This window comes from Sphingomonas sp. IC-56 (assembly GCF_021043375.1).
In the GTDB taxonomy this organism is placed as follows: domain Bacteria; phylum Pseudomonadota; class Alphaproteobacteria; order Sphingomonadales; family Sphingomonadaceae; genus Sphingomonas.
Map to the genome: position 1 here is coordinate 59,959 of NZ_JAJNDV010000007.1, position 23,168 is coordinate 83,126.

The window sequence follows — 23,168 nt, forward strand, 5'->3', positions numbered from 1 at the left end:
CGCAATCGAAGCATAGGAGCGAACACCATGGCAGCACGGACCCTAGCACAGTTCACCATCACCACCGACGCCGAGGGCGACTACGTCCTCCACCTCGAGGACGACGATGGCGAGACGATGGAGTTCACAGCCAGCTACGAGCAGCTCGACCTGATCGTCGAGGCGATCGAGGAACAGCTCGACAACGACGAAGAGGACATGCTCGGCGTCGATGACGACGAGGACGCCGACGCCGAAGAAAAGGAATAAGGCGTCTCCGCGTCTAGATGCGGAACCTAAACCCTGTTCCCCGGCGAAGGCCGGGGCCCAGGTGCCACGCAGTCGAGAAGGCGACACACCGCCCTTCTTCGTCATCCCGGCCTTGAGCCGGGATCCCGCTTCTTCTTCTGCCGGTTCAAGGCAGCGGGACCCCGGCTCAAGGCCGGGGTGACGAAGAACGGGAGGAGGCGCCCTGCGGTCGCTGCCCCGTCAGCGAATCAAAGCCCCCGGATCATATCGAACCCGCCCGGCCAGATCGCGTCCTCGATCGAATCGCCGATGGCCGACACCACGCCCAGCACCACCAGCACGATCACCAGATCGAGCAACAGCACGCCGGCAAACGCCACATAGGGGTGGAACGGCCCAACGCGATCGAACCCGTCGCGCAGCGGCGGCCGCGCGCGTCGCATCAATAGGCTCGCGCCACCGCGAACTCGACCGCTTCGACCATCGCGTCCTTGGCCGCGCCATTGGCGAAGCCGCCCAGCGCATCGATCGCCCGCTGTCCGTAATGCCGTGCCCGCGCCAGCGTATCGTCCACCGCCCGGCTCGCCTGCACCAGCCGCACCGCCTCGGCAAAGTCCTCGTCCGCCACGCGCCGCCCGGCGATTGCTTCCTTCCAAAAGCCGCGCGCCGCCTCGTCGCCGCGCGCATAGGCCAGGATCACCGGCAGCGTCATCTTGCCTTCGCGGAAGTCGTCCCCAGCGTCCTTGCCCATCGTGGTCGCGTCGGAGACATAGTCGATCGCATCGTCCACCAGCTGGAACGCGATGCCTAGATTGCGGCCATAGGCGTCCAGCGCCGCTTCCTCGCCCTCGGGCCGTTCCGCCACGATCGCCGCGATCCGGCAGGCAGCCGCGAACAGCGCCGCGGTCTTCGCGCCGATGATGTCGAGATAGCGTTCCTCGGACAGGTCCAGCCGCCGCACCGCGGTCAGCTGGTTCACTTCGCCCTCGGCGATCACCGCGCTGGCGTTGCTCAGCACCTTCAACGCCTTCAGGCTCCCGCTCTCCACCATCAGCTCGAACGATCGGCTGAACAGGAAGTCGCCGACCAGCACGCTTGCCGGGTTGCCCCAGATGATGTTCGCCGTCCGCCGCCCGCGCCGCAGGTCCGAACCGTCGACCACATCGTCGTGGAGCAACGTCGCGGTGTGGATGAACTCCACGGCCCCCGCCAGCCCGTGATGGCGCGTGCCGGTATAGCCCAGCAGCTGCGCGCTCGCGAGCGTCAGCATCGGCCGCATCCGCTTGCCGCCGCCGGCGATCAGGTGCCCGGCCAGTTCCGGGATCAGCGGAATGTCGGAGCGCATGCGGTCCAGAATGACCGCATTCACCATGTTCATGTCGTGCGCCACCAGGCCGAGCAGGGGTTCCAGCGAGGGCTCGGGGCGCGAGCCCAGGCGATGGATGGTGGCGCTCATGCGTGGGCCTCTGGCCTGTTGCTGCCGTAAAGGCAAGTGGATGGGGTTGCACCCCGGCGTGTGCCACGCGAAAGGGAGCGCGGGAGGGCTTTTCACTATGCCGGACGCCACGCTTACCCGTTACCGCCAGAGCATCGACAATATCGATGCCGCGCTGGTCTTCATGCTCGCCGAGCGGTTCAAGGTCACCCAGGCGGTGGGCGAGTACAAGGCGCAGTCCGGCCTGCCGCCCGCCGATCCCGGCCGCGAAGAGGCGCAGATCGCCCGGCTGCGCGCGCTGGCCAAGGACGCCGATCTCGACCCCGAATTTTCCGAAAAGTTCCTGCGCTTCATCATCGACGAAGTGATCCGCCACCATGTGCAGCTGCGGGACGGCGCGTGACGCTTCGCCTCGCTGCCGCGGTGGCGCTGCTCGCGGCTCTGTCTGCCTGCAACGCGCTGCCCGATGATTACCAGCCCAAGCCCAAAAAGGCGCAGCCCACCGCCAGGGCAACGCCGATCGCCGAACCTAGCCCGGTCCCAACGATGCCGGCGGACAATTCTGCCCGCCTGGCGGCTGCCCGCGCGGTCGTCCCGGCCACGCTTGACAGCTATGTCTTCGATGGCGACGACAAGCTGATCGACGCGCCCTTCGGCCCGGTGCTGCTGCGCCACGGTCACAATCCCGACGCCGGCCATAGCGAGCCTGGCGTGATCGCCGCTTATTATCTGCGCGCCGAGGGCGAGCGCTTCGTGTTGGTCAACAGCTATCCCGATGCGGCGGTGAGCGGCAGCTTCGGCAATCTTACGCGCTGGTCGGTATCGGGTGCCTTCACCGATCTGCCGGTGGTCGTGGTTGAGGGTGGCGGCACGTGGCAGGGCTGCACCGTCGGCCTGACCGATCTGATCGAATTGCGCCCCATCGGCCCGGCGGTGATCGCCAGCATCACCACCACCTTCGATCCCAGCGGCATGACCGAGGATGGCGGCGAGGCCTATACCGGCACGATCACCGACGTGCGCCGCGATCGCGGCTTCACTGTCCGCTACAAAGGAACCGACTCGTTCGCCGAGCGATACGTTCGCCGTGGCAACCGCTTCGTGATCGAGGGGGGCGAGAGCCGCATCACCGGCTGCTGAGTGAAAGGGGAGGGGCGCGTGCCCACAGGCGACGATTATCTGATCTTCCGCCCCGACGATGTCGATCTCTCCCGCTCGCCGCTGCGCCGCTCGATCGACGAGCCGACCTATGTGCTCGGCGCGTTCAACCCTGGCCTGACCCGCCTGCCAAACGGCAACCTCCTGCTGATGGTGCGCGTGGCCGAGGCGCTGCGTGAGCCGGTGGAGGGCGACTGCGCCCGCGCGATCCGGTGGACGTCGGACGGGTACGTCCTCGACCGCCATGCCCTGCACGGCCTCCACATCGACGACCCCCGCCAATTCGCCCTGAAGGACCGCAACCCGCGCCTGCTCGGCCTCACTTCGCTGTCCTGGCTGCTCCCGGTCGAACTCGACGCTCAGGGCCGCGAGATCGTCCGCATCCACTATGACAAGGCGATTCAGCCCAGCGCATCGTACCTCGACTATGGCGTAGAGGACGCCCGTATCAGCCGCATCGGGGACACCTGGTGGATGACCGTCTGCGGCGTCTCGGCCGAACGCCACTGCACCGCCATGTACCGCTCCACCAACGGCCTGGACTACGACCTACTCGGTGTCGTGCTCGACCACCAGAACAAGGACATGCTGCTGTTCGAAGGCCAGGTCGGGGATAAGTACATGGCGCTCACCCGGCCACTCGGCGAGGTCTATTTCGCGTACCCGCAGGACAGCGAATGGCTCGGCGGCCCGTCGATCAACATGGCCCAGTCCCCCGACGGCCTCCACTGGAAGCCGCTCGACACCCCCGGCATCCGCGCGCGCAAGGGCACGACCAGCACCCAGCGCATCGGCGGCGGCAGCCAGCCGATCCTCACGCCCGATGGCTGGCTGATGATCTATCACGGCGTCGAGAAGCAGGGGCTGGTGGGCGTCTACCGCAGCTTCTGGGCGCTGCTAGACCGCGATGATCCCGCGCGCATCCTCCGCCTGGAGGACAGCACGCCCTTGTACGAGGCAGACCCCGCGCTCACCGCCGACATCGCGCACCAGATGTACCTGCCCACTCCGGTCGTCTTCACGACGGGAATCGTGGATGCCGGCGACCACTACATCGTCGCCCATGGCGAAGCTGACCTAGCCTGCCGCATCACCCACACGCCCAAGGAGCGGTTCCGATGACAGACCCGCACTGGTGGCAATCCGGCGTCATCTACCAGATCTACCCGCGATCGTTCCAGGACTCGAACGGCGACGGCATCGGCGACCTGCCCGGCATCGAAGCCCGCCTCGATTCGCTGGTCGAGTTGGGCGTGGACGCGATCTGGATATCCCCGATCTTCCCCAGCCCTATGGCCGACTTCGGCTACGACGTCGCGGACTACACCGGCATCGACCCGCGCTTCGGCACGCTCAAGGACTTCGACGCCCTCCTGAAGGCCGCCCACGACCGCGGCCTCAAGCTCCTGCTCGATTTCGTCCCCAACCACAGCTCGGACCAGCACCCCTGGTTCCTCGAAAGCCGGTCCTCGCGCGACAACCCCAAGCGCGACTGGTACATCTGGCGCGACGCCAATCCCGACGGCTCGCCGCCCAACAACTGGATCAGCGACTTCGGCGGTTCGTCCTGGCAGTGGGACGAGACCACCGGCCAATATTATCTCCACGCCTTCTTGAAGGAACAGCCGGACCTCAACTGGCGCAACCCGGAGGTGCAGGCCGCGATGCTCGACGCGATGCGCTTCTGGTTCGATCGCGGCGTGGACGGCTTTCGCATCGACGTGCTCTGGCACATGGTCAAGCACGCCGACTTCCCCAACAATCCCCCCAACCCCGATTATGTCGCGGGCATGGGCGAGATGTTCAGCGTCCTCCAGCTGCACTCCACCGACCAGGAGGAAGTCCACGCCATCGCCGCCCGCATGCGCGCGCTCGCCGACGCCTATCCCGACCGCGTGCTGATCGGCGAGATCTACCTGCCGCTGGACCGCCTGATGCGCTATTACGGCACCGACGCACCGGGCGTGCACCTGCCCTTCAACTTCCAGCTGATCGACGCCCCCTGGGACGCCACTCATCTGGCGAAGATCATCGCCGAGTACGAAGCCGCGCTGCCCCCCGGCGGCTGGCCCAACTGGGTGCTCGGCAACCATGACCGCCCCCGCGCAGCCACCCGCTTCGGCCCCGAGCAGGCGCGCGTCGCCGCGATGCTGCTGCTCACCCTGCGCGGCACGCCCACGCTCTATTATGGCGACGAAATCGGCATGGCCGATGTCACGATCCCCGCTGATCAGGTCCAGGACCCCCGCGAGCTGCGCGAACCCGGCATCGGCCTGGGCCGCGACCCCGTCCGCACCCCCATGGCCTGGGACGCCACCCCCAACGCCGGCTTCACCACCGGCACGCCCTGGCTCCCGCTCCATCCAGACTGGCAGACCCGCAACGTCGCGGCCCAGCGCAGCCAACCGGGCTCGATGTGGCACCTCCACCGCGACCTCCTCGCGCTCCGCCGCCAGCACCCCGCCCTCGCCATCGGCGACTGGCAACCGGTCGAAGCCAGCGGCACCCTCCTCGCCTATGAACGCCGCCACGGCGACCAGCGCCTGCTGATCGTCCTCAACCTCGGCGACCAGCCGCAACCCTTCTCCATACCCGAATGGGCCGAAGGTTTCACGCCGCTGCTCTCCACCCGTGGCGGCACCCCCGACCCGGCGCTCCTCCTGCCCAACGAAGGCCTTATCCTCGCATGAAGATCGCAATGCTGGCCCCCATCGCGTGGCGCACGCCGCCGCGGCACTATGGCCCCTGGGAGCTCGTCACCAGCCTGCTGACCGAAGCGCTGGTCGCCAAGGGTGTCGATGTCACCCTCTTCGCCACCCAGGATTCGATCACGTCAGGCACGCTGGCCGGCGTGGTCCCCGCCTCGTACGAGGAAGACCCCAGCATCGATGCCAAGGTCTGGGAATACCGCCACCTCAGCCACCTCTTCAGCCGCGCGTCCGAGTTCGACCTGATCCACAACCAGGCCGATTTCCCCGCCCACGCCTTTGCGCCCTTGGTCGACACCCCGATGGTTACCACCATCCACGGTTTCTCCTCGGACCGCATCCTGCCGATGTACAAGCCGTTCGAGGACCGCGTGCACTATGTCGCGATCAGCGACGCCGACCGTCACCCGAGCCTGCGCTACGCCGCCACCATCCACCACGGCATCCGCCTCGACGAGTTTCCCTTCGACGCAGCGGGCAGCGAAGACCTGCTCTTCTTCGGGCGCATGCACCCCGACAAGGGCGCCGCCGAAGCCATCGCCGTTGCGCAGGCCACCGGCCGCCGCCTCAACCTCTACGGCATCATCCAGGACCAGGGCTATTTCGACCGCGAGGTAAAGCCGCACCTCACCGACCGCATCGTCTATCACGGACCCGTAGGCGGCGAAGCCCGCCTCAAGGCGCTCGGGCAAGCGAGGGCTCTCCTCCACCTTATCAACTTCGACGAACCCTTCGGCTTGTCGGTGGTCGAGGCGATGGCCTGCGGCACGCCCGTCATTGCGATAAACCGCGGCTCGATGTCCGAACTCATCACCCCCGATACCGGCGTGCTGGTGTCGTGCGTCGAGGAAGCGACACAGGCAGTGGAGGCCCTGTCGATCGATCGCCAAGCCTGCCGCCGCCGCATCGAGGACCACTTCTCGGTCGAGGCGATGGCGGATAGATACATCGCCTTGTACGAGAAGATCCTGGGGGCACGATGATCCGGCACTGGCTGTTCGCGGGCGCGTTGCTGGCGCTGCCGCTCTCTCCCGCGACCGCCAACGACACCACCGCCCATCTCGCCGCCGGCGGGCTGGTGCTGGTCAAGAACGACGCGGTGGAGATGGAGTCCGAGGATCTCCACATCTCCCGCTCGCGCGTTCAGGTCCGCTACCGGTTCCGCAACACCAGCGGCAAGGACGTGACGCTACGCGTCGCCTTCCCCATGCCCCCGATCGGCGGGCCCGGCTTCTTCATGCAGGACGTGGCGATCCCGGTCGACGCGCCCGCCAACTTCCTCGGCTTCGCCACCCGCGTCGATGGCAAGCCGGTGCAAAGCGAGATCGAACAGCGCGCCTTTGCCGGCGACACCGACCGCACCGCCTGGCTCACCGCCAACCGGGTGCCGCTAGCCCCCCACCGCGACGAAGCGCGCGCCGCACTCGACAGCCTCCCTGCCGCCAGACGTGCCGAGGCCGTGCGCCTGGGCCTGATCGACGAGGACGGCGAACCCGCTTGGACCCTGCGCATCACCTATCACTGGCAACAACACTTCCCCGCCGGCGTGCCGGTCGTGGTCGAACATGGCTACACGCCCTCGGTCGGCGCCACCGTCGGCACCATGCTCGGCGAAGCAGGGGGCGACCCCGAAACCGCAACCCGCTACTGCGTCGATCCGCCGCTCCTGGGCACGCTGCGTGCCGCCAGCCGCGCCGGCCGCCACTATTTCGAGCAATGGGTCGATTACGTGCTGGTCACCGGCGGCAACTGGAAAAAGCCGATCGGCCGCTTCCGTCTGGTAGTCGACAAGGAGGCCCCCGCCGACCTGGTCAGCTTCTGCGGCCAAGGCGTCCGCAAGATCAGCCCCACTCGCTTCGAAATGACGAAGACCAACTGGCGCCCCGACAAGGACCTCTCGGTCCTATTCCTGAGCGGACGCTAACCGCGGGCTGACGCCACAGCACAACTCCCGTCGCCCCGGACCTGAGCCGGGGTCCCGCTGCTGATCCCTGAACCTTGTTGGCTCCCTGTCAGTGGTGACTTGTTGCGGGCAAAGGTCTGTTAGTCCACCAAGAAGAAGATGGAAGACGCACAAGTGCAGGGCTTCCATGACTAAGGGGGGAAATAGCCGATGTACTGGGTGCTGATGTTGTTCCTGATGGGCCAGGATCCGACGTCGTCCTTCAATCCGGTGGTGCCTATCGAGCCGGCCAGCTGGCTGCGCAGCGAAGACTATCCGATAAACGCCCTGAGGTATGAAATGTCAGGCGTATCCAAGACCGAAATCTTCGTCGGCGTCGATGGCCGGCCACAGGCTTGTTATGTGGTTGAGTCCAGCGGGTCACCGGATCTGGATGCGATGACCTGCGCAGCTGCAATCCGGCGGGGCAAGTACAAGCCTGCCACGGATGGAACGGGCAAGCCGATGCATGGCATGGCGCGGTATAACGCCGCGTGGCGGATTATCGGCGAACGCCTGGGGGAAGTGCCGGCTGACGTAACTTTGTCGGCGTCGACGTTGCCCGACGGCCGCCAATCGGCGCGCGTAGCTTTGAAATACATCGTGGATGAGGCCGGAAGGATCATCAACTGCGCAGTCACGGATAGCAGCGGATCGGCCAAACTGGATGATCTGGCATGTCGCGCAATGCCGCAACGCTACACCTTTGCGCCAGCACGCGACAAGGCCGGGAAAGCTTGGCAGGTTGTCCGAACGCAAAGTGTTGCCTTCGAATTAAGCCGCTAGTCTCGGGCTCAAGCTGCTGCCGTTGTTCGCGCTGTGGAGCAACCTGACGTCACCTCCCGGAATGCTCGCAGTGTGGAGCGGGGACATCACTCCGCCGCCAGCAACTTCTCCGCCCCACCCAGATCCACCGACACCAACCGGCTCACGCCGCGCTCCACCATCGTCACCCCGAACAACCGGTGCATCCGGCTCATCGTCGCGGCATTGTGGGTGACGATCAGGTAGCGGGTCCGCGTCTCCTCGCTCATCCGCTCCAGCAGCCCGCAAAACCGGTCGACATTGGCATCGTCCAGCGGCGCGTCGACTTCGTCGAGCACGCAGATCGGCGCCGGCTTGGTCAGGAACAGCGCAAAAATCAGCGCCACCGCCGTCAGCGCCTGCTCACCCCCCGACAGCAAGGTGAGCGACTGGAGCCGCTTGCCCGGCGGCTGTGCCAGGATTTCCAGCCCCGCCTCCAGCGGATCGTCCGAATCGATCATCTGCAGATGCGCCTGTCCGCCGTTGAACAGCGTGGTGAACAACCGCCGGAAATGTCCGTCCACCGCCTCGAACGCCGCCAGCAGCCGCTGCCGCCCTTCGCGGTTCAGCGTGCCGATCGATCCCCGCAGGCGATTGACGGCCTGGGTAAGCTCGTCGCGCTCCTTCGCATTGGTCGAGAACGCCGCTTCCAGTTCGGCAAGTTCCGCTTCGGCGACCAGGTTCACCGGCCCGATCCGCTCGCGGTCGGCGACCAGCCGTTCATGCGCGCTCGACTCGTCCTGGGGCGTCTTCACGCTGGCGCTCTCGAACCCGGCGCGCTGGGGCAGCAGCGGGGGCGGGCATTCGAAGCGCTCGCCCGAGAGCCGTCCCATCTCTACCCGGCGCATCTCCTGGCTCTCCGCCCGCGCCAGTGCGCCCGCCCGGGTTTCGCGCGCTTCGGCCAGCGCCTCGTTGGCGATGCGCACCGCCCCCTCGGTCGCGCGCAGCCCCGCTTCGGCCTCGCGCTCCGCCGCCTGCGCGGCCGCCGACTGCGCGCGCAACGCGTCGCTCTCCCGCTCGGCCTCGGTCACCGATGCCGCCAGCGCCGCCGGCCGCCCAGCCAGCGTGGCGCTCTCCTCGGCCAGCGCCGCCGCGCGCTTGTCCATTTCGGACGCGCGCCGCGCCGCATCGCCTGCGCGCGACTTCCAGCTCTTGGCTTCGGCGCCCGCCGCCGCCAGCCGCTCACGCGCCTGGCCGATCTCGCGTTCCAGCGTGCCGCGCTCCGCCCGCGCTCCCGCGACCGCGGTTCTGCGCAGCTCCGCGTCGCGCGACAGCGCCGCCACCTTCGCCCGCGTCTCCGATCCGTCCGGCAGCGCCGCCTTTGCCGCCTCGGCACGGCCAAGCTCGCCCGCCGCCTCCTCCTGCTCGCCGGCGATGCGGCCCGTCCGCGCCTGAAGGTCCGCGCGCTGCGCATCCAGCCGCTCGATCTGCGCGCTCGCCCGGTCCTCCGCGCGCGCTGCTTCGCGCGCTAAAGTCTCGGCCCGCTCCAACGTACGGCGATGGCCCTGCGCGGCCTGCCTCGCCTGCGCGATCGCCGCGTCGACCCCGGCAAGCTCGGCCGTAGCGGCATCCACTGCCGCCGCCGCCGCCGGCCGCGCCCGTTCGATCGCCCCCAATCGGTTGACGCGCTCCAGCCGCTCCGCCGCCGCGGCTCCGCCCGACTTCGCACGATAGCCGTCCCAGCGCCGCAGGCTCCCGCTGAGCGTCACCAGCCGCTGTCCCACGGCCAGCGCCTGGCCATCATCCTCCGCGGCAACCAGCACCTGCGCCAGCCGGCGTGCCAGCGCCGCCGGAGCCTCGACATGCCCGGCCAGCGGCACCGTCCCCGCCGGCGCCGACGGATCGTCGGCCCGCACCTGCGCGCCCGCCCAGAACCGCTCGGCGCCGGTATCCAGCCCCGCCTCCAGATCGTCCCCTAAAGCTGCCGCCAGCGCGCGCTCATAGCCCGCATCCACCCGCACCCGGTCGAGCAGCCGGTCCTTGCCGCTTGGCGCAGTCGATTTGCGAAGCGCCGCCGCCTCGCTGTCCAACTGAGCCAGTTCGGCATGCGCCGCCGCCCGCGCGGACTGCGCCCGGTCCCGCCCGCCGATCGCCACGCGCTCGCTCGCCTCGGCCTCCGCCAGTCCGGCCCGCGCCGAGTCCGCCTCCGCGACCGCCGCCGCCCGTGCTTCCTGCGCCCGCTGTTTTTCCGCCTGCAACGGTCCGGCTGCTGGCAGCGCCGCAGCCTCCGCGTCGATCCGCGCCCGATCCCGCGCCGTGCGCTCCACCCGCGTCCGCGCCGCCGCCAGCGCAGCCTCGGCCACCCGCGCCTCCGCCGCTTCGCTCGCCTGCGCCGCCAGTGCCTGGGCCAGCGCCACCTCGGCATCGCGCGCCGTCCGCTCGGCATCGGCCAGCGCCGCATCGAGCAGTGGCATCCGCGCGCCCGCCTCGGCAATCCGCGCCTCCAGCGCCTTCATCTCGTCGTTGAGCCGCGCCAGCGCCTCGGCGGCATCATGCGCCAGCGCCCCTTCGCGCCCGCGATCCTCTTCCAGCCGGCGGCTCGCATCGCCCAGCTCGGCGATCCGCCGCTCCACGCCCGCGCGTTCGCTGCGCAGCGCCGCCAGCCGGTGCATCGCCTCGCTCGCCTGGTCGCGCAGGCTCAGCGCATCGGCGCGCACGCCCGCCAGCGTCTCCGCCGCCGCCTGCTGCTCCGCCGCCGCCGCGTCATGCGCCGCACTGCGCTGCGCCACCATCGCCTCGGCCGCCGCGGCATCCTTCTTGGCCGCGTCCGCCGCCGCCGCCGCATCGCGCCAGCGCGCGAAGATCATCCGCGCCTCGGCGGTACGGATCCGCTCGGACAGTTCGCGATACCGCTCCGCCTGCCGCGCCTGGCGCTTGAGCGAGGCCGCGAGCGCTTCCTGGTCGCCGATCACTTCGTCCAGTCGTACCAGGTTCGCCTCGGTCGCGCGCAGCTTGGCCTCCGCATCGCGCCGCCGCACATGCAGCCCGGCGATCCCGGCAGCTTCCTCCAGCATCGCCCGGCGCTCGGCGGGCTTGGCGGCGATCACCGCGCTGATCCGCCCCTGGCTCACCAGGGCAGGGGAGTGCGCCCCCGTCGCGGCATCGGCGAACAGCAGCGCCACGTCCTTGGCGCGCACGTCGCGCCCGTTGATGCGATAGGCCGAACCCGTCCCCCGCTCGATCCGGCGGACGACTTCCAGTTCTTCGTCGTCATCCTGTTCGGCCAGGATCGACACTTCGGCGAAGTTGCGGGACGGGCGCGCCTGCGTGCCCGCGAAGATCACGTCTTCCATGCCGCCGCCGCGCAAGGATTTGGCGCTGTTCTCGCCCATCGCCCAGCGCAGCGCTTCGAGCAGGTTCGACTTGCCGCAGCCATTGGGGCCGACGATCCCCGTCAGCCCCGGCTCGATGCGCAGATCGGCTGGGTCCACGAAGCTCTTGAAGCCCGTCAGCCGCAGCCGCTTGATCTGCATGCCCGCCGCCCCCCGCGGCCTGGCGCGTTACCGCGCGCCGGCGGCCTTGAGTGCGGTCTCGACCTGGGACCAGACCGCGGCGTCGATCTTCTCGTCGTTGATGAAGAAGGTGGGCGTTCCCTGCACGCCGCGATTGTTGGACGCATCCGCCATCACGTCGGCGATCTGCTTGATGACGGTCTGGTCGGCCAGGCACTGGCGCGCCTTGGCTTCGGGGATGCCGCGCTGCTTGGCGAAGTCGATCATGCCCATATGGTCGGCGATCACCGCGGCGGCCTGGGGCGGGCTCAGCGTGCCCAGCTGCTCCACCACCGCTGGCGGCAGCTTTTCCTGCTTCTCGAAGAACGCCGCCTGGTTGGCGAAGATCTGGTCGAGCATCGGGAAGAACGCGTCGGTGCCCGCGCACTGGTTCAACATCGACAGCGCCAGATCGGGCGCGCCGTGGAGCGGGAAGTCGCGGAACTCGTAGCTGACCTTGCCGGTCGAGATATAGTTGGCGCGCAGCGGCTCGGCCGCTTCGGTCCCGAACCGGCCACAGGTCGGGCAGGTCCGCGATCCATATTCGACCAGCTTGATCGGCGCGTTCGGGTTGCCCTGACGATAGCCGTTCTCGGGCGTCTTCGAGACCACTTCGGCCCAGGTCTTGCCGGCCGGCGGAGCCACCTGCGCGACCGGCGTGCTCGACGTCACCGGGGTGGCGCTGTTGCCGCTATCGCCGCCGCCGCAACCGGCAAGCATCGCAAGGGGGATCAGGGCAAGGGCTGCACGCATCGGTTCAAATCTCCACGGGGGGTAAAGGTCAGGCGCCGGCGGCGCGCAGTTCGGGCTGCAGCCGGTCCCAGGTGTAGGCGCGCACCGCACGCCCGTTGACGAAGAAACCGGGCGTGCCCTGCACATTGTGCAGGTTGATCGCGTCGGCATGGGTCTTGGCGATGCTTTTGACGAGCGCAGGGCTGCCCAGGCACTTGCGCGCCTGCGCCTCGCTCAGCCCCTGCGCCTTCATGAACGGGATCACGCCCATCACTTCGGCAAAGCGCGTCGCCATCTGCGGCGGCTCCAGCTTCTGATAGCCTTCCGCGACCTGCGGCGACTTTTTCAGGAACGCCTCCAGCCGCTCGGCAAAGCCGCTCTGCCCGGCATAGATCGCGTCGAGCACCGGAAAGAAGCGCTGCGCCGGCACGCACTGGTTGACCAGCGCCAGCGCCAGATCGGGCGCGCCATGGATCAGGAAGTCGCGATATTCATAGCTCACCTTGCCGCTGGCGATGAACTCGCTGCGCAGCGGGGCCATGCCCTCGGTGGCGAACCGGCCGCAGGTGGGGCAGGTGCGCGAGCCATATTCCACCAGCTTGACCGGCGCGTTCGGATTGCCCTGGCGATACCCGCCCTCGGGCGTGCGCACGACCATGTTCACCCAGTTCTTCGCCGCCGTCGCCGGCTTGCGCTGCGGCTCCGCCACGCCCGAGCCGCCCACACCCAGCGCCAGCACCGCCGCGCCCAGAACCGCCATCATCCGCATCAATCGATCCTGCCCAGCTTCGGCTTATCGCCATTGGCCACCACGCCCGCCGCCAGCGCTTCGAGCACTGCCTTCAACTCGGGATCGACGATCCCGCGCAGGCTCTCGCCCATCGCCTCGGAAAGCGGCTTCAGGCTCGGCGGCGGCGCCGCCTTCTCGGTCTTGCGCACCGCGCCATGCTTGATGGAAAGCCGCGCCACCGCGTGATACCCGAAGAACCGGTTCACCCGCTCGATGATCTCCGGGCCGATATGCTGCATCATCGGGGCATGCGCGCCCGACACCACCAGGCTCAGCACGCCCTCGGCGCGCTTGCCCTGGGGAAAGCGGATCGATTCGGGGATCGACACCCGCGCATAGCGCTCGCCGACGATCTCGCCCCAGCGGCTGACCACGGCATGCTGCACAAAGCCGAACTTGCGAAACGCCGCGCCGCCCACCTCGGGCAACAGCTCGGAAACGGGCCGCACGCGATTCGATCGCTTGGGCTCCATCTTGGGCTGGCGCGTAGTGGCACGGGGGGTCTTCGTCATTGCGGCGCACTCATGCCATAGGGGCCCCAGCCCGACAACGCTCCTCGCGCAAACGCCAGGGCGACGGATCGGACATTTCCTCATTCCTCCCCCGGAGGGGGAGGGGGACCGGCGAAGCCGGTGGAGGGGTAGTCTCCGCGCGCGGTGTCGATGATGTGGCGCAAGACCGCTTCCAGGTTCGACAGTATCTCGCCCGCTGGAATGCGCAGAACCCGCACGCCTTGCGCCTCAAGCCACGCGTCCCGCTCCGCATCACGCTCCGGCCGGTCGCCGCGTCCATGCGCCTCGCCGTCGACCTCAACCGCCAGTTTGAAGCGCGGGCAGAAGAAGTCGAGAATGTACGGTCCGGCAGGATGCTGATGCCGGAACCGGAGGCCCGTGCCGTTCTTGCGCAGCGCTTGCCAGAGCAGCACCTCGGGCAGAAGCATCTTCCTGCGCTGATGCCTTGCTAGCCTTTGGGTGCGCTTCGGCCCGTGCAGCATGCGGCAAGCTACCCCTCCACCAGCCTGCGGCTGGTCCCCCTCCCCCTCCGGGGGAGGATTGAAGAGAGCAGCCCCCGCATTGCTTTGCAACGGCAGCTCACTTGAAACCGCGACGTTTCGCAATTGGCAAAAGCGACGCGGAGAGCAGACGATCGACTGACGCGCCACCGGCGTCCCCTCTACCCTCTCCCGCCTGCGGGAGAGGGTGGCAAGCGCAGCGAAGCCGGGTGGGGGTTCAGTGGGATTCTCCTCGCGGGTCATTCCCGCTGGGAACCATGTGCGGGACCGTAGGCTGAACGCCATTCAGGGGTGCTAAAGGGCCCTCAGGCCGTAGAGCAAGTTGTAGGTCCAACTTGTGCGGGTCTGCTTACTGTCGAGGCAGGCATCACGAAGATGTAGGGACGCGTCTTTGTACTGGTCGCACATGGCTGGGCTGGCTGCATACCGCTGGTTCTCCAGCCGGACGATTGTGGCACCAAACCAGATCAACAATATAAGCATCCCTACGATTAGAATGTTCTTCATGTCAGATTCCATTAGCTTACCCACCGTATACGTACGTTATACTTGGATTTTCGGGCCGCTATATGGTAGTATTGAGGGCTGGTAATTCAGCCCGGTGGACTGATTCCTAGGGCGCAGAATACTCCGGCGACCAAATAACTCTTGAGGAGGTCGGGCAAAATGAAAGCCAAACTGTCAAGCAGCCGGAAGCGCAACTTCCACAATACTGTCGTGAAAAAATCTCGGAGAAGGCTACAGGGCGAACTGCCGTGGACCCCGCCGACTTCTCTAGAAACAACTGTCTTGCTCGGCGGGGTCCACGGCAGTTCGCCCTGTGCAGTCAACTGCGCTACGCTTCGATTCTGACAGTTTCCTAAAAACCGTCAAGCCAGATTCGTTCTCAGTCTGTTCGATCACTCGCTCGTGTGGTTAACACGCCACAGTGGCCAATTAGTTGACGTGCGGCGTCGTACGAAAGACTGGTTACGCGCGAAGGCGGAATTGAGGGCCGAACGTCCGCTTTCCACACATGCTCGGCGATGAGTTTATGAGATCAACACCCCACCACCGGACCCCACAGTGATATGCCGCCCCCTCCTCGACTGGTACGACGCCCACGCCCGCGCGCTCCCCTGGCGCGCGCCGCCCGGCAGCAACGCCACCGATCCCTACCGCGTCTGGCTGTCGGAGATCATGCTCCAGCAGACGCAAGTCGCAACCGTGATCCCGTATTTCGAGAAGTTCACCACCCGCTGGCCGACGTTCGAGGCCTTTGCCGCCGCCGACGATGCCGATGTCATGACCGCCTGGGCGGGCCTGGGCTATTACGCCCGCGCCCGCAATCTGCTCGCCTGCGCCCGTGAGGTAACCCGGCTCGGCGCCATGCCCGATACCGAGGAGGGACTGCGCGCGCTGCCGGGCATCGGCGCTTATACCGCCGCCGCCATCGCCGCGATCGCCTTTGGCCGCCGCGCGGTGGTGGTCGACGCCAATGTCGAGCGGGTGGTGTCGCGCCTGTTCGCGATTCAAACCCCGCTGCCCGCCTCGCGCCCTCAGATCCGCGCCCATACCGACGCCATCACCCCGGACACCCGTGCCGGTGATTTCGCCCAGGCGATGATGGACCTCGGCAGCACCATCTGCACTGCGCGCGCACCGCGTTGCCTGCTCTGCCCCTTCCGCGACCAGTGCGCAGGCTTCCGCACCGGCACACCCGAGCTCTTCCCCCACAAGGCAAAGAAAGCCCCCAAGCCCCAGCGCTACGGCACCATGTTCTGGGCCGAGCGCGACGGCCATGTCCTGCTCGTCCGCCGCCCGGACAAGGGGCTGCTCGGCGGCATGCGCGCGCTGCCCACCGGCCCGTGGGAGTCCGACGCGCCCGGCCTGCAAGGCGCGCCCGCCGCCGCCGATTGGCGCCTGCACGACGATACCGTCGCGCACGGCTTCACCCATTTCGATCTTCAGGTCGCGCTTGCCGCGGCAACCATCGGCCCGCATGAGGTTTTGGAAGGCGAATGGTGGCCGGTCGCGGATCTCGCATCCGCCGGGCTGCCCACTGTCTTTGCCAAGGCGGCAAACAGGTTCGGGAGTATGCGATGCGCAAGCTGATCGGGTTGACTGTCACGGGCGCACTCGCGCTCACCACGCCCGCCTGGGGCCAGGCGCTGCGCCAGCCGCAGCCCCAGCCTGCACCTGCGACCCGCACGGCCTTGCCCGCCACCGACGCGCTGGCGAAGCGCTGGGTCGCCGAGAATCGCGTGCCCGGCATCGTCATCGCCGTGGGGCAGGGCGATGCCGCCCCCCGGATCGCCACCGCCGGCCGCATCGCCAACGCGGCCACTGCGCCCGCTGCCGATGCCGACAGCCTGTGGCGCGTTTATTCGATGACCAAGCCGATCACCGGAATCGCCGCGATGATCCTGGTCGAACAGGGCAAGCTCGGCCTTGACCAGCCGATCAGCGACTTCATTCCCGCCTTCAAGACCATGAAGGTGTTGGTCGACCCCACCAAGGACCTGACCAGCCGCCCGGCCACGCGCCAGATCACCGTGCGCAACCTGCTCACCCACACCGCCGGCCTGGGCTACAACATCATCACCAAGGGGCCGTTGCTCGACGAATATAACCGCCTGGGCATCAATCCCGCCGCGGTCAGCGCCGCGATGGAGCCCGGCATGCGCGCCGTCCGGCCAAAGAGCCTGGAGGAGTTCGCCAACCGTGTCGCCACGCTCCCGCTGATCGCCGAGCCCGGCGCCACCTGGAGCTATTCGATCGGCCTCGACGTGCTGGGCCGCGTGATCGAAGTGGCGAGCGGCATGCCGTTCGACAGCTTCGTGCAAACCCGCATCTTCCAGCCGCTCGGCATGACCGCCAGCTACTGGACCGTTCCCGCCGACAAGGCGCGCCTGTTCGCCACCAACTATGCGCAAGTGGGCGACAGCCGCGTGCCGCTCGATCCCGGCGCGACCTCCGCCTGGCTTCAGCCGCCCAGCTTTCCCTATGGCGGCGCGGGTCTCGTCATGTCGGCGCGCGACTATGACCGCTTCCTCCACATGCTGCTGAACGGCGGCACGCTGGGCGGCGCGCGCATCTTGAAGCCCGAGACGGTGCGCCTCGCCATGTCCGACCTGTTGCCCGCCGGTACCGACCGCAGCGTGCTGCGCGCGATGTTCGACGGCGCGGACATGGGCTTTGGCGCCGGCGGCTCGGTGTCGCTCGCCGATCAGCCCGGCGGGCCCGGCAAGGGGACCTATGGCTGGGCCGGTGCCGCCGGAACGCTCGGCTGGGTGGACCCGACAAACCGCGTCCGCGCCACCGTGATGATCAATCTGTTCGGCCAGACTCCGCTGAAAAGCGAAGCCACGCGCGCGATTTACGCCGATCTGCGCCAGTGATCGCACCCGGTTTCACCGGCGGCACGCTAGACCGTGCCGACCGCATCCGCCACGATTTCGAGATGCTCGCCGCGGCGCAGGCCGATCCGCGCGCCCGCCTGCTCGTGCTGAACGGCCTCGATCCGGAGCTGGACGGGGAGGGGCGGCTGCGCTGGACCGATCTCGCTTCGGCCACTGGCGAGCGCATCTTCCTGGGCTGCGATCCCGATGGTGTGCCCCTCTTCGCGCTGGCCCCGCCGCACGGACAGCGGCTGCCCGGCGGCCGCTCGCCTGCGCTGAACGCGATTCTGGACAGCTTCCATGCCGAGGATGCCGCGCTCTACGCCGCCGCGCGCAGTCTGGTCGATTGGCATGCGCGGCACGGTTTTTGTGCGGTTTGCGGTGAAATAAGTGCGATTTTCCGCGCAGGCTGGGGCCGCAAATGCCCCAATTGCGCCGCCGAACATTTCCCGCGCGTCGACCCCGTCGTCATCATGATCGCCGAACATGAAGGTCGCGCGCTGCTCGGCCGCCAGCCCAGCTGGCCTCCCGGCCGCTATTCCGCACTCGCCGGTTTCCTCGAAGTCGGCGAATCGATCGAGGAAGCCGTGGCCCGCGAAGTGCTTGAAGAAGCAGGCGTTTCGGTCCGCGACGTGCGCTACGTCGCCAGCCAGCCCTGGCCGTTCCCATCCTCGCTGATGATCGCCTGCTTGGGCCAAGCTACGGACGACGCTATCACCATGGACGTCCACGAACTCGAGGACGCCCGCTGGTTCACCCGCGAAGAAGTCCGCCAGGCCCTCTCCCGCGACCCCGCCGCGCCCTTCCTCGCGCCTCCGCCCTACGCCATCGCCAATACACTGCTAAGTCATTGGGCGGAAAGCAAAACCTAGTTCCCGGCGGGTATCGTTTTCCGCGTCTACAAGAGGTTAGACACGATCCCGCGCCTGCGGATAGCTCCCCAGCACCCGCACCCATTTCGAATGGAACGTCAGTTCCTCCAAAGCCCGATCCAGATGCGCCTCCCCAGGCCGTCCCACCACGTCGCAATAGAACTCGGTAGCCGCAAAGCTCCCACCCCGCTGGTAGCTCTCCAGCTTGGTCATGTTCACCCCGTTGGTCGCAAATCCCCCCAACGCCTTGTACAGCGCAGCCGGCACGTTCTTCACTTCGAACACAAACGTCGTCATGCACGCCCCTGCGGCTTCCAGCGCCACAGCCTCGCGCGCCAGCACCACGAACCGCGTCATGTTGTGATCCGCATCCGCCAGATCGGTGGCGAGTAACTGCAGGCCATAAAGCGCGGCAGCCCCAGGCGGCGCCAATGCCGCGACGCTCGCATCCTGCATCTCGGCCACCACTGCCGCGGCTCCGGCCGTGTCGGGGTACGAAACGGGCGCGATGCCATGTTCCTTCAGCCAATGCCGGCACTGTCCCAGTGCCTGCGGGTGGCTCATCGCCTGCCGCACATCCGCGATGCTGCCCGTGCTCATCAGGCCATAGCGGATCGGCAAGAAATGCTCGCCGACAATGGTTAGCTCCGATTCGGGCAGCAAGAAGTGGATGTCCGCCACTCGCCCATGCAGCGAGTTCTCAATCGGGATCATCGCCCGATCGGCACGCCCCTCGCGCACCGCGTCGATCGCATCCTCGAATGAAAAGCACGGCAGCGGCAGGGCTTGAGGAAAGGCTTCGAGCACCGCGATGTGCGAATTGGCGCCCGGCGCGCCCTGGAACGCGACGGCGCGTCCGGGCGCTGCGGCAGCCTGTTGCGACATCGCCGCGACAATCGGGCGGGCAGGGGCAGCGAAGTTTTCCATCGTGCGTTGCGGCTAGCGAGCGTGACGACTTACGGCAACCCGCGCTTGCGGTACGCGGAACGCTGTTTAAAAGGCAATCCGAATAGTCTCAGGGGCATGCGATGGACGATCGGTTCAATACGATTGCAGGTTGGACTCTGGCCGGCGGAATTGCCGCACTTGGCCTTACCATCGTCAGTGGCATGGCCTTCCACTCCGAACGGCCGGAGCGGATGGGTTATGCAATCGAAGGCGTCGAGGAAGCCGGAGAGGGTGGCGCCGCCGCGGTCGAGCCGATCGCCGTGCGTCTTGCCAAGGCCGATCCGGCCAAGGGCGCCGACGTGTTCAAGCAGTGCACGGCCTGCCACACGATCAATCAGGGTGGTGCGTCGGGGATCGGCCCGAATCTCTACGCCGCCGTCGGCAAGGCGCATGGCCATGTTCCCGGCTTCGCCTATTCGGACGCGCTGAAGGCTGTGCCCGGCAACTGGACCTTTGACGCGCTCGACGCGTGGCTGACCTCACCGCGCAAATATGCGCCTGGCACCAAGATGACCTATGCTGGTCTCGCCAATCCGCAGGACCGTGCCAACGTCATCGCCTACCTGAACAGCCAGGGCTCCAACCTGCCGCTCCCGGCTGCGCCTGCCGCTGGCGAGGCTCCGGCCGATAACGCCGCACAAGAGAACGTGGCCGAGGGCGCCGATCCTGCCGAGATCTCGAATCAGGCGACGCCTGGCCAGGGCACGCCCGAGCAGAGCAAGCAGAACCAGATTCAGGCCGAGGAAAAGGCCGGCCTGCCCAAGAGCAACCACTAAGCAGTCGTTCCTCCCTCGCATGGGCGGGGGAGGGGGGCGCCGCTGACCCAGCTTTTCTAAACAGTTCCCCGGCGAAGGCCGGGGCCTAGTTTCGAAATTCTCGCGAGCGCGGTCTATCCTCTCGATCCTGCGGCAGCTGGGCCCCGGCCTTCGCCGGGGAACCAGGTTCCGCTCGTTGGGACGAAGCCCGACCAACTCAGCGTTGGCAAGGCGCCGCCGCTCAGCCCTCGGCCTGCTTGTTCCGCCAGAAGTCCTGCACGATCTCCCAGCCTTCCTCCGCCGTTTCGACGAAGTGGAACAGGTTCAGGTCGCGCGGGCCGATCACGCCTTCCTCGCACAACGCCTCGAAGTTCACGACGCGCTGCCAGAACTCCTTGCCATAAAACAGCACCGGCATCGGCGCGATCTTGCCGGTTTGGATCAGCGTCAGCAGCTCGAAGCTTTCGTCGAACGTGCCGAAGCCGCCCGGAAACACCGCCACCGCGCGCGCATGCAGCAGGAAGTGCATTTTCCGCAGCGCGAAGTAGTGGAACTGCATGCTCAGCCCCGGCGTGACATAGGGGTTGGGCGCCTGCTCGTGCGGCAGCACGATGTTCAGCCCCACCGATTCGGCACCGACATCCTGCGCACCGCGATTCGCCGCTTCCATGATCGAGGGACCACCGCCCGAACACACCACGAAGTGCCGCTTGCCCGCTTCATCGAGCGGAAAGTTGCTGACGATCTGGGCCAGCTCGCGCGCGACGTCATAATATTTGGACTTGGCGATCAGCCGCTCGGCAATCTTCTTCTGCTGCGGCGTGTCGGCCAGTTCCAGCAGCCCCTGTGCCTTGCTCGGCTCGGGGATACGCGCTGATCCATACATGACGAAGGTCGATGCGATGTTCGCCGCGTCCAGGATCAGCTGCGGCTTCAACAGCTCCAGCTGGAAACGCACGGGCCGCAGGTCCTCGCGCAACAGGAAGTCCATGTCCTGAAACGCAAGCCGGTATGCGGGATGCTCGGTCTGGGGGGTGCCGCTGCCGGTGTTGGCGGTTTCGGCTTCTTGCTGCGCGGTCGGAAAAACCCGGCTCGGTACGCGTGTATCGTTCATTTACGCCGACTTACGACCATCGCGCGCGCGCTGCAAACATCCAGATCAGGCGCAGAACGGCCCGCGCCCCATGTCCAGGTGCAGATGGTCGCGATGCGCGGCGTTGTAATCGGGGCTGAGCACCGTCTTGAACCGCTTACACGCCGACCGGTGGATCACCTCAAAGAATTCGCGCACCTGCTCATCGTCCGACTTCCACCCGCCCAGCACGCGGACCTTGCGCCCGTCGGCCAGCACGAACCCGCCAATGTCGACGGCATTGCCCAGGCCATGCTCGGACAGCCGGTTGCTCGCGCTCGACCCGACGATCGCCCGACAGACATAGGTGCCCATGCTTTCCACCCGCACCAGTTCGCTGCCCAGGATCTGCTTGGCGGCGGGCGCCACCGCGAATCGAATCCAGCCGATGAAGCTGCGCGCCAGCGGGCAGCGCATCGATTTGATATTGGTGATGGGCACGCCAACGTCCAGCAACTGCACCGCGCCCAGCACCTGGCACCCGCCGCCGAAGTCGCGGTCGGGCAGGGGGCTGAACCGCACTGCCTCGCGCGACAGGTCGGTGAAGCATTGCTGCGTCTCGCGCGGAGTGGGGCGATTGAGCGTGATCGGCGGCGATCCGCGCGGCCGCGCGGCAGGCATCCGCCTGGGTTCCTTGTCCCCATCGCCGAACACGCAGCCGGCGAGCAGAAGCGGGGCGAACACGGCAAACCATCTGACCAGACGCATGCCGCCCTGATAACACGCGTTGGTGAACCGTGCCTGTTTGACTTGCGGGATGGTAGCGTTACCTCATCGTTCCAACAGGGCGCCGCATCGTACAGCGCCCGTGCCGGAGAGGTGCCATGACCAAGCTGATCGCCGCACTCGCCTGGGTGCTCGTCCTTATGGCATCCCCCGCGCTTGCGCAGGACCCACCCGCCGCGCCGCAGCGGATCGCCCTGTGGGCGAATGGTGCACCCGGCTTCGAGAGCCGCAAGTCCATCCCCGAACAGGCGCAGGATTACTGGCTGAAGCCGGTCAATGATCCCAGCATCACCTATTACCCGGCCCGCGCCGGGCGGGAGACGGGTGCGTCGGTGGTGATCATGCCGGGCGGCGCGCATGAATTCCTGGTGATCACGACGGAGGGGGACCATGTCGCACGCTGGTTCAACGAACGCGGCGTGTCCGCCTTCGTGCTGCGCTACCGCCTCTTCCGGGGCAAGGACTCCCCCTATCGCTTCGAGCATGCGCGTCAGGATGCCGAGCGAGCGGTGCGCACGATCCGCTCCCGCGCCGCAGAGTGGAAGCTCGATCCGAAGCGAATCGGCGTGATCGGCTTTTCGGCAGGCGGCGAACTCGCCCGCGCCACCCTTCTGGGCGAGCCGGTGGCCGCACCGGGCAAGGGCGACGCCGTCGACCGGCTCTCGGCACGGCCCGATTTCGGCGTGCTGGTCTTCCCCGGACCGCTCCATGTCGAGGAAAAGATCACCGCCGCCTCGCCGCCGCTGCTGCTGACCGCAGCCAGTGATGACGAATGCTGTTCGCAGCCGCCCATCGACCTGCTCACCGCCTATCGTGCCGCGGGCGCCTCGGCCGAGCTGCACCTCTACGCCGCCGGCGGTCATGCCTACAACATGGGCGAGACGACGCCGCTGACCAGCCTGCGCAATTGGCCCGCGCGGATCACCGACTGGATGACCGACCGCGGCCTGCTCACCACCTGGCGGCCCGCGCCGCCGTCCAAGCGTTAGATTGACATTCCGCCCGTCGCCGCTAGGGCCGTCGACGGGCCACGCGGTCCCAACGCCGCGCGTGCT

The 23,168-nt window shown here is 67.5% G+C and carries 23 protein-coding genes; 13 read left to right on the top strand and 10 right to left on the bottom strand.

Translation table 11 applies throughout. The features are described 5' to 3' along the window. Positions 1–27: 27 nt before the first annotated feature. The gene (locus tag LQ953_RS10980; RefSeq protein ID WP_231030944.1) at positions 28–249 is read left to right on the top strand and encodes a hypothetical protein; all 222 of its coding nucleotides are present in this window, start codon (positions 28–30) and stop codon (positions 247–249) included. Between the two features lie 227 nt (positions 250–476). On the opposite strand, the gene LQ953_RS10985 is transcribed toward LQ953_RS10980, so the two are convergent. Further along, complete coding sequence (locus LQ953_RS10985) at positions 477–671, bottom strand: hypothetical protein (RefSeq protein ID WP_231030945.1); 195 nt, start codon at positions 669–671, stop codon at positions 477–479. Beyond that, positions 671–1,684, bottom strand: coding sequence for a polyprenyl synthetase family protein (locus tag LQ953_RS10990; RefSeq protein WP_231030946.1), 1,014 nt, complete (start codon positions 1,682–1,684; stop codon positions 671–673). The genes LQ953_RS10985 and LQ953_RS10990 overlap by 1 nt, the downstream gene beginning before the upstream one ends. A gap of 97 nt (positions 1,685–1,781) precedes the next feature. On the opposite strand from LQ953_RS10990, the gene LQ953_RS10995 reads away from it, so the two are divergent. The 7 genes from LQ953_RS10995 to LQ953_RS11025 all read left to right on the top strand — a co-directional run bounded on the left by LQ953_RS10995 (position 1,782) and on the right by LQ953_RS11025 (position 8,257). Beyond that, positions 1,782–2,066 carry a chorismate mutase gene (locus LQ953_RS10995; RefSeq protein WP_231030947.1) on the top strand — a complete coding sequence of 95 codons (285 nt, stop codon included), beginning with the start codon at positions 1,782–1,784 and terminating at the stop codon, positions 2,064–2,066. Next, positions 2,063–2,803, top strand: coding sequence for a hypothetical protein (locus tag LQ953_RS11000; protein WP_231030948.1), 741 nt, complete (start codon positions 2,063–2,065; stop codon positions 2,801–2,803). Before LQ953_RS10995 ends, LQ953_RS11000 begins: the two co-directional genes overlap by 4 nt. A gap of 18 nt (positions 2,804–2,821) precedes the next feature. Further along, positions 2,822–3,943 (top strand): glycosidase, encoded by a 1,122-nt coding sequence (locus tag LQ953_RS11005; protein ID WP_231030949.1) that lies wholly within the window; start codon positions 2,822–2,824, stop codon positions 3,941–3,943. Further along, positions 3,940–5,511, top strand: coding sequence for an alpha-amylase family glycosyl hydrolase (locus LQ953_RS11010; RefSeq protein ID WP_231030950.1), 1,572 nt, complete (start codon positions 3,940–3,942; stop codon positions 5,509–5,511). Before LQ953_RS11005 ends, LQ953_RS11010 begins: the two co-directional genes overlap by 4 nt. Next, on the top strand, positions 5,508–6,512 hold the full coding sequence (locus LQ953_RS11015; protein WP_231030951.1) for a glycosyltransferase family 4 protein: 1,005 nt from the start codon (positions 5,508–5,510) through the stop codon (positions 6,510–6,512). Before LQ953_RS11010 ends, LQ953_RS11015 begins: the two co-directional genes overlap by 4 nt. Continuing rightward, the gene (locus tag LQ953_RS11020; protein ID WP_231030952.1) at positions 6,509–7,453 is read left to right on the top strand and encodes a DUF4424 domain-containing protein; all 945 of its coding nucleotides are present in this window, start codon (positions 6,509–6,511) and stop codon (positions 7,451–7,453) included. The genes LQ953_RS11015 and LQ953_RS11020 overlap by 4 nt, the downstream gene beginning before the upstream one ends. A 189-nt stretch (positions 7,454–7,642) precedes the next feature. After that, positions 7,643–8,257 carry a TonB family protein gene (locus LQ953_RS11025; protein WP_231030953.1) on the top strand — a complete coding sequence of 205 codons (615 nt, stop codon included), beginning with the start codon at positions 7,643–7,645 and terminating at the stop codon, positions 8,255–8,257. An 86-nt stretch (positions 8,258–8,343) separates the two neighbouring features. On the opposite strand, the gene smc is transcribed toward LQ953_RS11025, so the two are convergent. The 5 genes from smc to LQ953_RS11050 all read right to left on the bottom strand — a co-directional run bounded on the left by smc (position 8,344) and on the right by LQ953_RS11050 (position 14,228). Continuing rightward, entirely contained in the window at positions 8,344–11,748 is a 3,405-nt protein-coding gene (smc, locus tag LQ953_RS11030; RefSeq protein ID WP_231030954.1) for a chromosome segregation protein SMC, read from the bottom strand. A 27-nt stretch (positions 11,749–11,775) separates the two neighbouring features. Beyond that, positions 11,776–12,519 carry a thioredoxin domain-containing protein gene (locus LQ953_RS11035; protein ID WP_231030955.1) on the bottom strand — a complete coding sequence of 248 codons (744 nt, stop codon included), beginning with the start codon at positions 12,517–12,519 and terminating at the stop codon, positions 11,776–11,778. 28 nt (positions 12,520–12,547) lie between these two features. Further along, on the bottom strand, positions 12,548–13,267 hold the full coding sequence (locus LQ953_RS11040) for a DsbA family protein (RefSeq protein WP_231030956.1): 720 nt from the start codon (positions 13,265–13,267) through the stop codon (positions 12,548–12,550). Beyond that, positions 13,267–13,800: a DUF721 domain-containing protein gene (locus LQ953_RS11045; RefSeq protein ID WP_231030957.1), complete on the bottom strand. Its 534-nt coding sequence runs from the start codon at positions 13,798–13,800 to the stop codon at positions 13,267–13,269. The genes LQ953_RS11040 and LQ953_RS11045 overlap by 1 nt, the downstream gene beginning before the upstream one ends. A gap of 80 nt (positions 13,801–13,880) precedes the next feature. Then, on the bottom strand, positions 13,881–14,228 hold the full coding sequence (locus LQ953_RS11050; RefSeq protein ID WP_231030958.1) for an endonuclease domain-containing protein: 348 nt from the start codon (positions 14,226–14,228) through the stop codon (positions 13,881–13,883). Positions 14,229–15,365: 1,137 nt separating this feature from the next. Between LQ953_RS11050 and LQ953_RS11055 the strand changes: the two genes are divergently transcribed. From LQ953_RS11055 to nudC, 3 genes are read left to right on the top strand one after another with little or no spacing between them, the layout of a single operon-like run. Then, positions 15,366–16,394, top strand: a complete 1,029-nt coding sequence (locus LQ953_RS11055; protein ID WP_231030959.1) for an A/G-specific adenine glycosylase — start codon at positions 15,366–15,368, stop codon at positions 16,392–16,394. Beyond that, the gene (locus LQ953_RS11060) at positions 16,382–17,680 is read left to right on the top strand and encodes a serine hydrolase domain-containing protein (RefSeq protein ID WP_231030960.1); all 1,299 of its coding nucleotides are present in this window, start codon (positions 16,382–16,384) and stop codon (positions 17,678–17,680) included. Before LQ953_RS11055 ends, LQ953_RS11060 begins: the two co-directional genes overlap by 13 nt. After that, the gene (gene nudC / locus LQ953_RS11065; RefSeq protein WP_231030961.1) at positions 17,677–18,552 is read left to right on the top strand and encodes an NAD(+) diphosphatase; all 876 of its coding nucleotides are present in this window, start codon (positions 17,677–17,679) and stop codon (positions 18,550–18,552) included. The genes LQ953_RS11060 and nudC overlap by 4 nt, the downstream gene beginning before the upstream one ends. 36 nt (positions 18,553–18,588) lie before the next feature. Here the strand turns inward: nudC and LQ953_RS11070 are convergent, their stop codons facing one another. Further along, complete coding sequence (locus tag LQ953_RS11070) at positions 18,589–19,479, bottom strand: prephenate dehydratase (RefSeq protein WP_231030962.1); 891 nt, start codon at positions 19,477–19,479, stop codon at positions 18,589–18,591. 101 nt (positions 19,480–19,580) lie between these two features. Between LQ953_RS11070 and LQ953_RS11075 the strand changes: the two genes are divergently transcribed. Next, a complete protein-coding gene (locus LQ953_RS11075; protein WP_231030963.1) occupies positions 19,581–20,276 on the top strand; it encodes a c-type cytochrome in 696 nt (231 codons plus the stop codon). A 220-nt stretch (positions 20,277–20,496) separates the two neighbouring features. On the opposite strand, the gene LQ953_RS11080 is transcribed toward LQ953_RS11075, so the two are convergent. Together LQ953_RS11080 and LQ953_RS11085 are read right to left on the bottom strand one after the other, a co-directional pair. Further along, positions 20,497–21,369 (bottom strand): LOG family protein, encoded by an 873-nt coding sequence (locus LQ953_RS11080; protein WP_231030964.1) that lies wholly within the window; start codon positions 21,367–21,369, stop codon positions 20,497–20,499. A gap of 45 nt (positions 21,370–21,414) precedes the next feature. After that, complete coding sequence (locus LQ953_RS11085; protein ID WP_231030965.1) at positions 21,415–22,095, bottom strand: extensin-like domain-containing protein; 681 nt, start codon at positions 22,093–22,095, stop codon at positions 21,415–21,417. Positions 22,096–22,211: 116 nt separating this feature from the next. On the opposite strand from LQ953_RS11085, the gene LQ953_RS11090 reads away from it, so the two are divergent. Next, on the top strand, positions 22,212–23,102 hold the full coding sequence (locus tag LQ953_RS11090) for an alpha/beta hydrolase (RefSeq protein ID WP_231030966.1): 891 nt from the start codon (positions 22,212–22,214) through the stop codon (positions 23,100–23,102). Positions 23,103–23,168 lie beyond the last annotated feature (66 nt).

Excerpts from the sequence above, each read along its gene's own strand:
- LQ953_RS10980 (WP_231030944.1), top strand. The coding sequence starts at position 28 with ATGGCAGCACGGACCCTAGCACAGTTCACCATCACCACCGACGCCGAG.
- LQ953_RS10985 (WP_231030945.1), bottom strand. The coding sequence starts at position 671 with ATGCGACGCGCGCGGCCGCCGCTGCGCGACGGGTTCGATCGCGTTGGG.
- LQ953_RS10990 (WP_231030946.1), bottom strand. The coding sequence starts at position 1,684 with ATGAGCGCCACCATCCATCGCCTGGGCTCGCGCCCCGAGCCCTCGCTG.
- LQ953_RS10995 (WP_231030947.1), top strand. The coding sequence starts at position 1,782 with ATGCCGGACGCCACGCTTACCCGTTACCGCCAGAGCATCGACAATATC.
- LQ953_RS11010 (WP_231030950.1), top strand. The coding sequence starts at position 3,940 with ATGACAGACCCGCACTGGTGGCAATCCGGCGTCATCTACCAGATCTAC.
- LQ953_RS11015 (WP_231030951.1), top strand. The coding sequence starts at position 5,508 with ATGAAGATCGCAATGCTGGCCCCCATCGCGTGGCGCACGCCGCCGCGG.
- LQ953_RS11020 (WP_231030952.1), top strand. The coding sequence starts at position 6,509 with ATGATCCGGCACTGGCTGTTCGCGGGCGCGTTGCTGGCGCTGCCGCTC.
- LQ953_RS11025 (WP_231030953.1), top strand. The coding sequence starts at position 7,643 with ATGTACTGGGTGCTGATGTTGTTCCTGATGGGCCAGGATCCGACGTCG.
- smc (WP_231030954.1), bottom strand. The coding sequence starts at position 11,748 with ATGCAGATCAAGCGGCTGCGGCTGACGGGCTTCAAGAGCTTCGTGGAC.
- LQ953_RS11035 (WP_231030955.1), bottom strand. The coding sequence starts at position 12,519 with ATGCGTGCAGCCCTTGCCCTGATCCCCCTTGCGATGCTTGCCGGTTGC.
- LQ953_RS11040 (WP_231030956.1), bottom strand. The coding sequence starts at position 13,267 with ATGCGGATGATGGCGGTTCTGGGCGCGGCGGTGCTGGCGCTGGGTGTG.
- LQ953_RS11045 (WP_231030957.1), bottom strand. The coding sequence starts at position 13,800 with ATGACGAAGACCCCCCGTGCCACTACGCGCCAGCCCAAGATGGAGCCC.
- LQ953_RS11050 (WP_231030958.1), bottom strand. The coding sequence starts at position 14,228 with ATGCTTCTGCCCGAGGTGCTGCTCTGGCAAGCGCTGCGCAAGAACGGC.
- LQ953_RS11060 (WP_231030960.1), top strand. The coding sequence starts at position 16,382 with ATGCGCAAGCTGATCGGGTTGACTGTCACGGGCGCACTCGCGCTCACC.
- LQ953_RS11070 (WP_231030962.1), bottom strand. The coding sequence starts at position 19,479 with ATGGAAAACTTCGCTGCCCCTGCCCGCCCGATTGTCGCGGCGATGTCG.
- LQ953_RS11075 (WP_231030963.1), top strand. The coding sequence starts at position 19,581 with ATGGACGATCGGTTCAATACGATTGCAGGTTGGACTCTGGCCGGCGGA.
- LQ953_RS11080 (WP_231030964.1), bottom strand. The coding sequence starts at position 21,369 with ATGAACGATACACGCGTACCGAGCCGGGTTTTTCCGACCGCGCAGCAA.
- LQ953_RS11085 (WP_231030965.1), bottom strand. The coding sequence starts at position 22,095 with ATGCGTCTGGTCAGATGGTTTGCCGTGTTCGCCCCGCTTCTGCTCGCC.
- LQ953_RS11090 (WP_231030966.1), top strand. The coding sequence starts at position 22,212 with ATGACCAAGCTGATCGCCGCACTCGCCTGGGTGCTCGTCCTTATGGCA.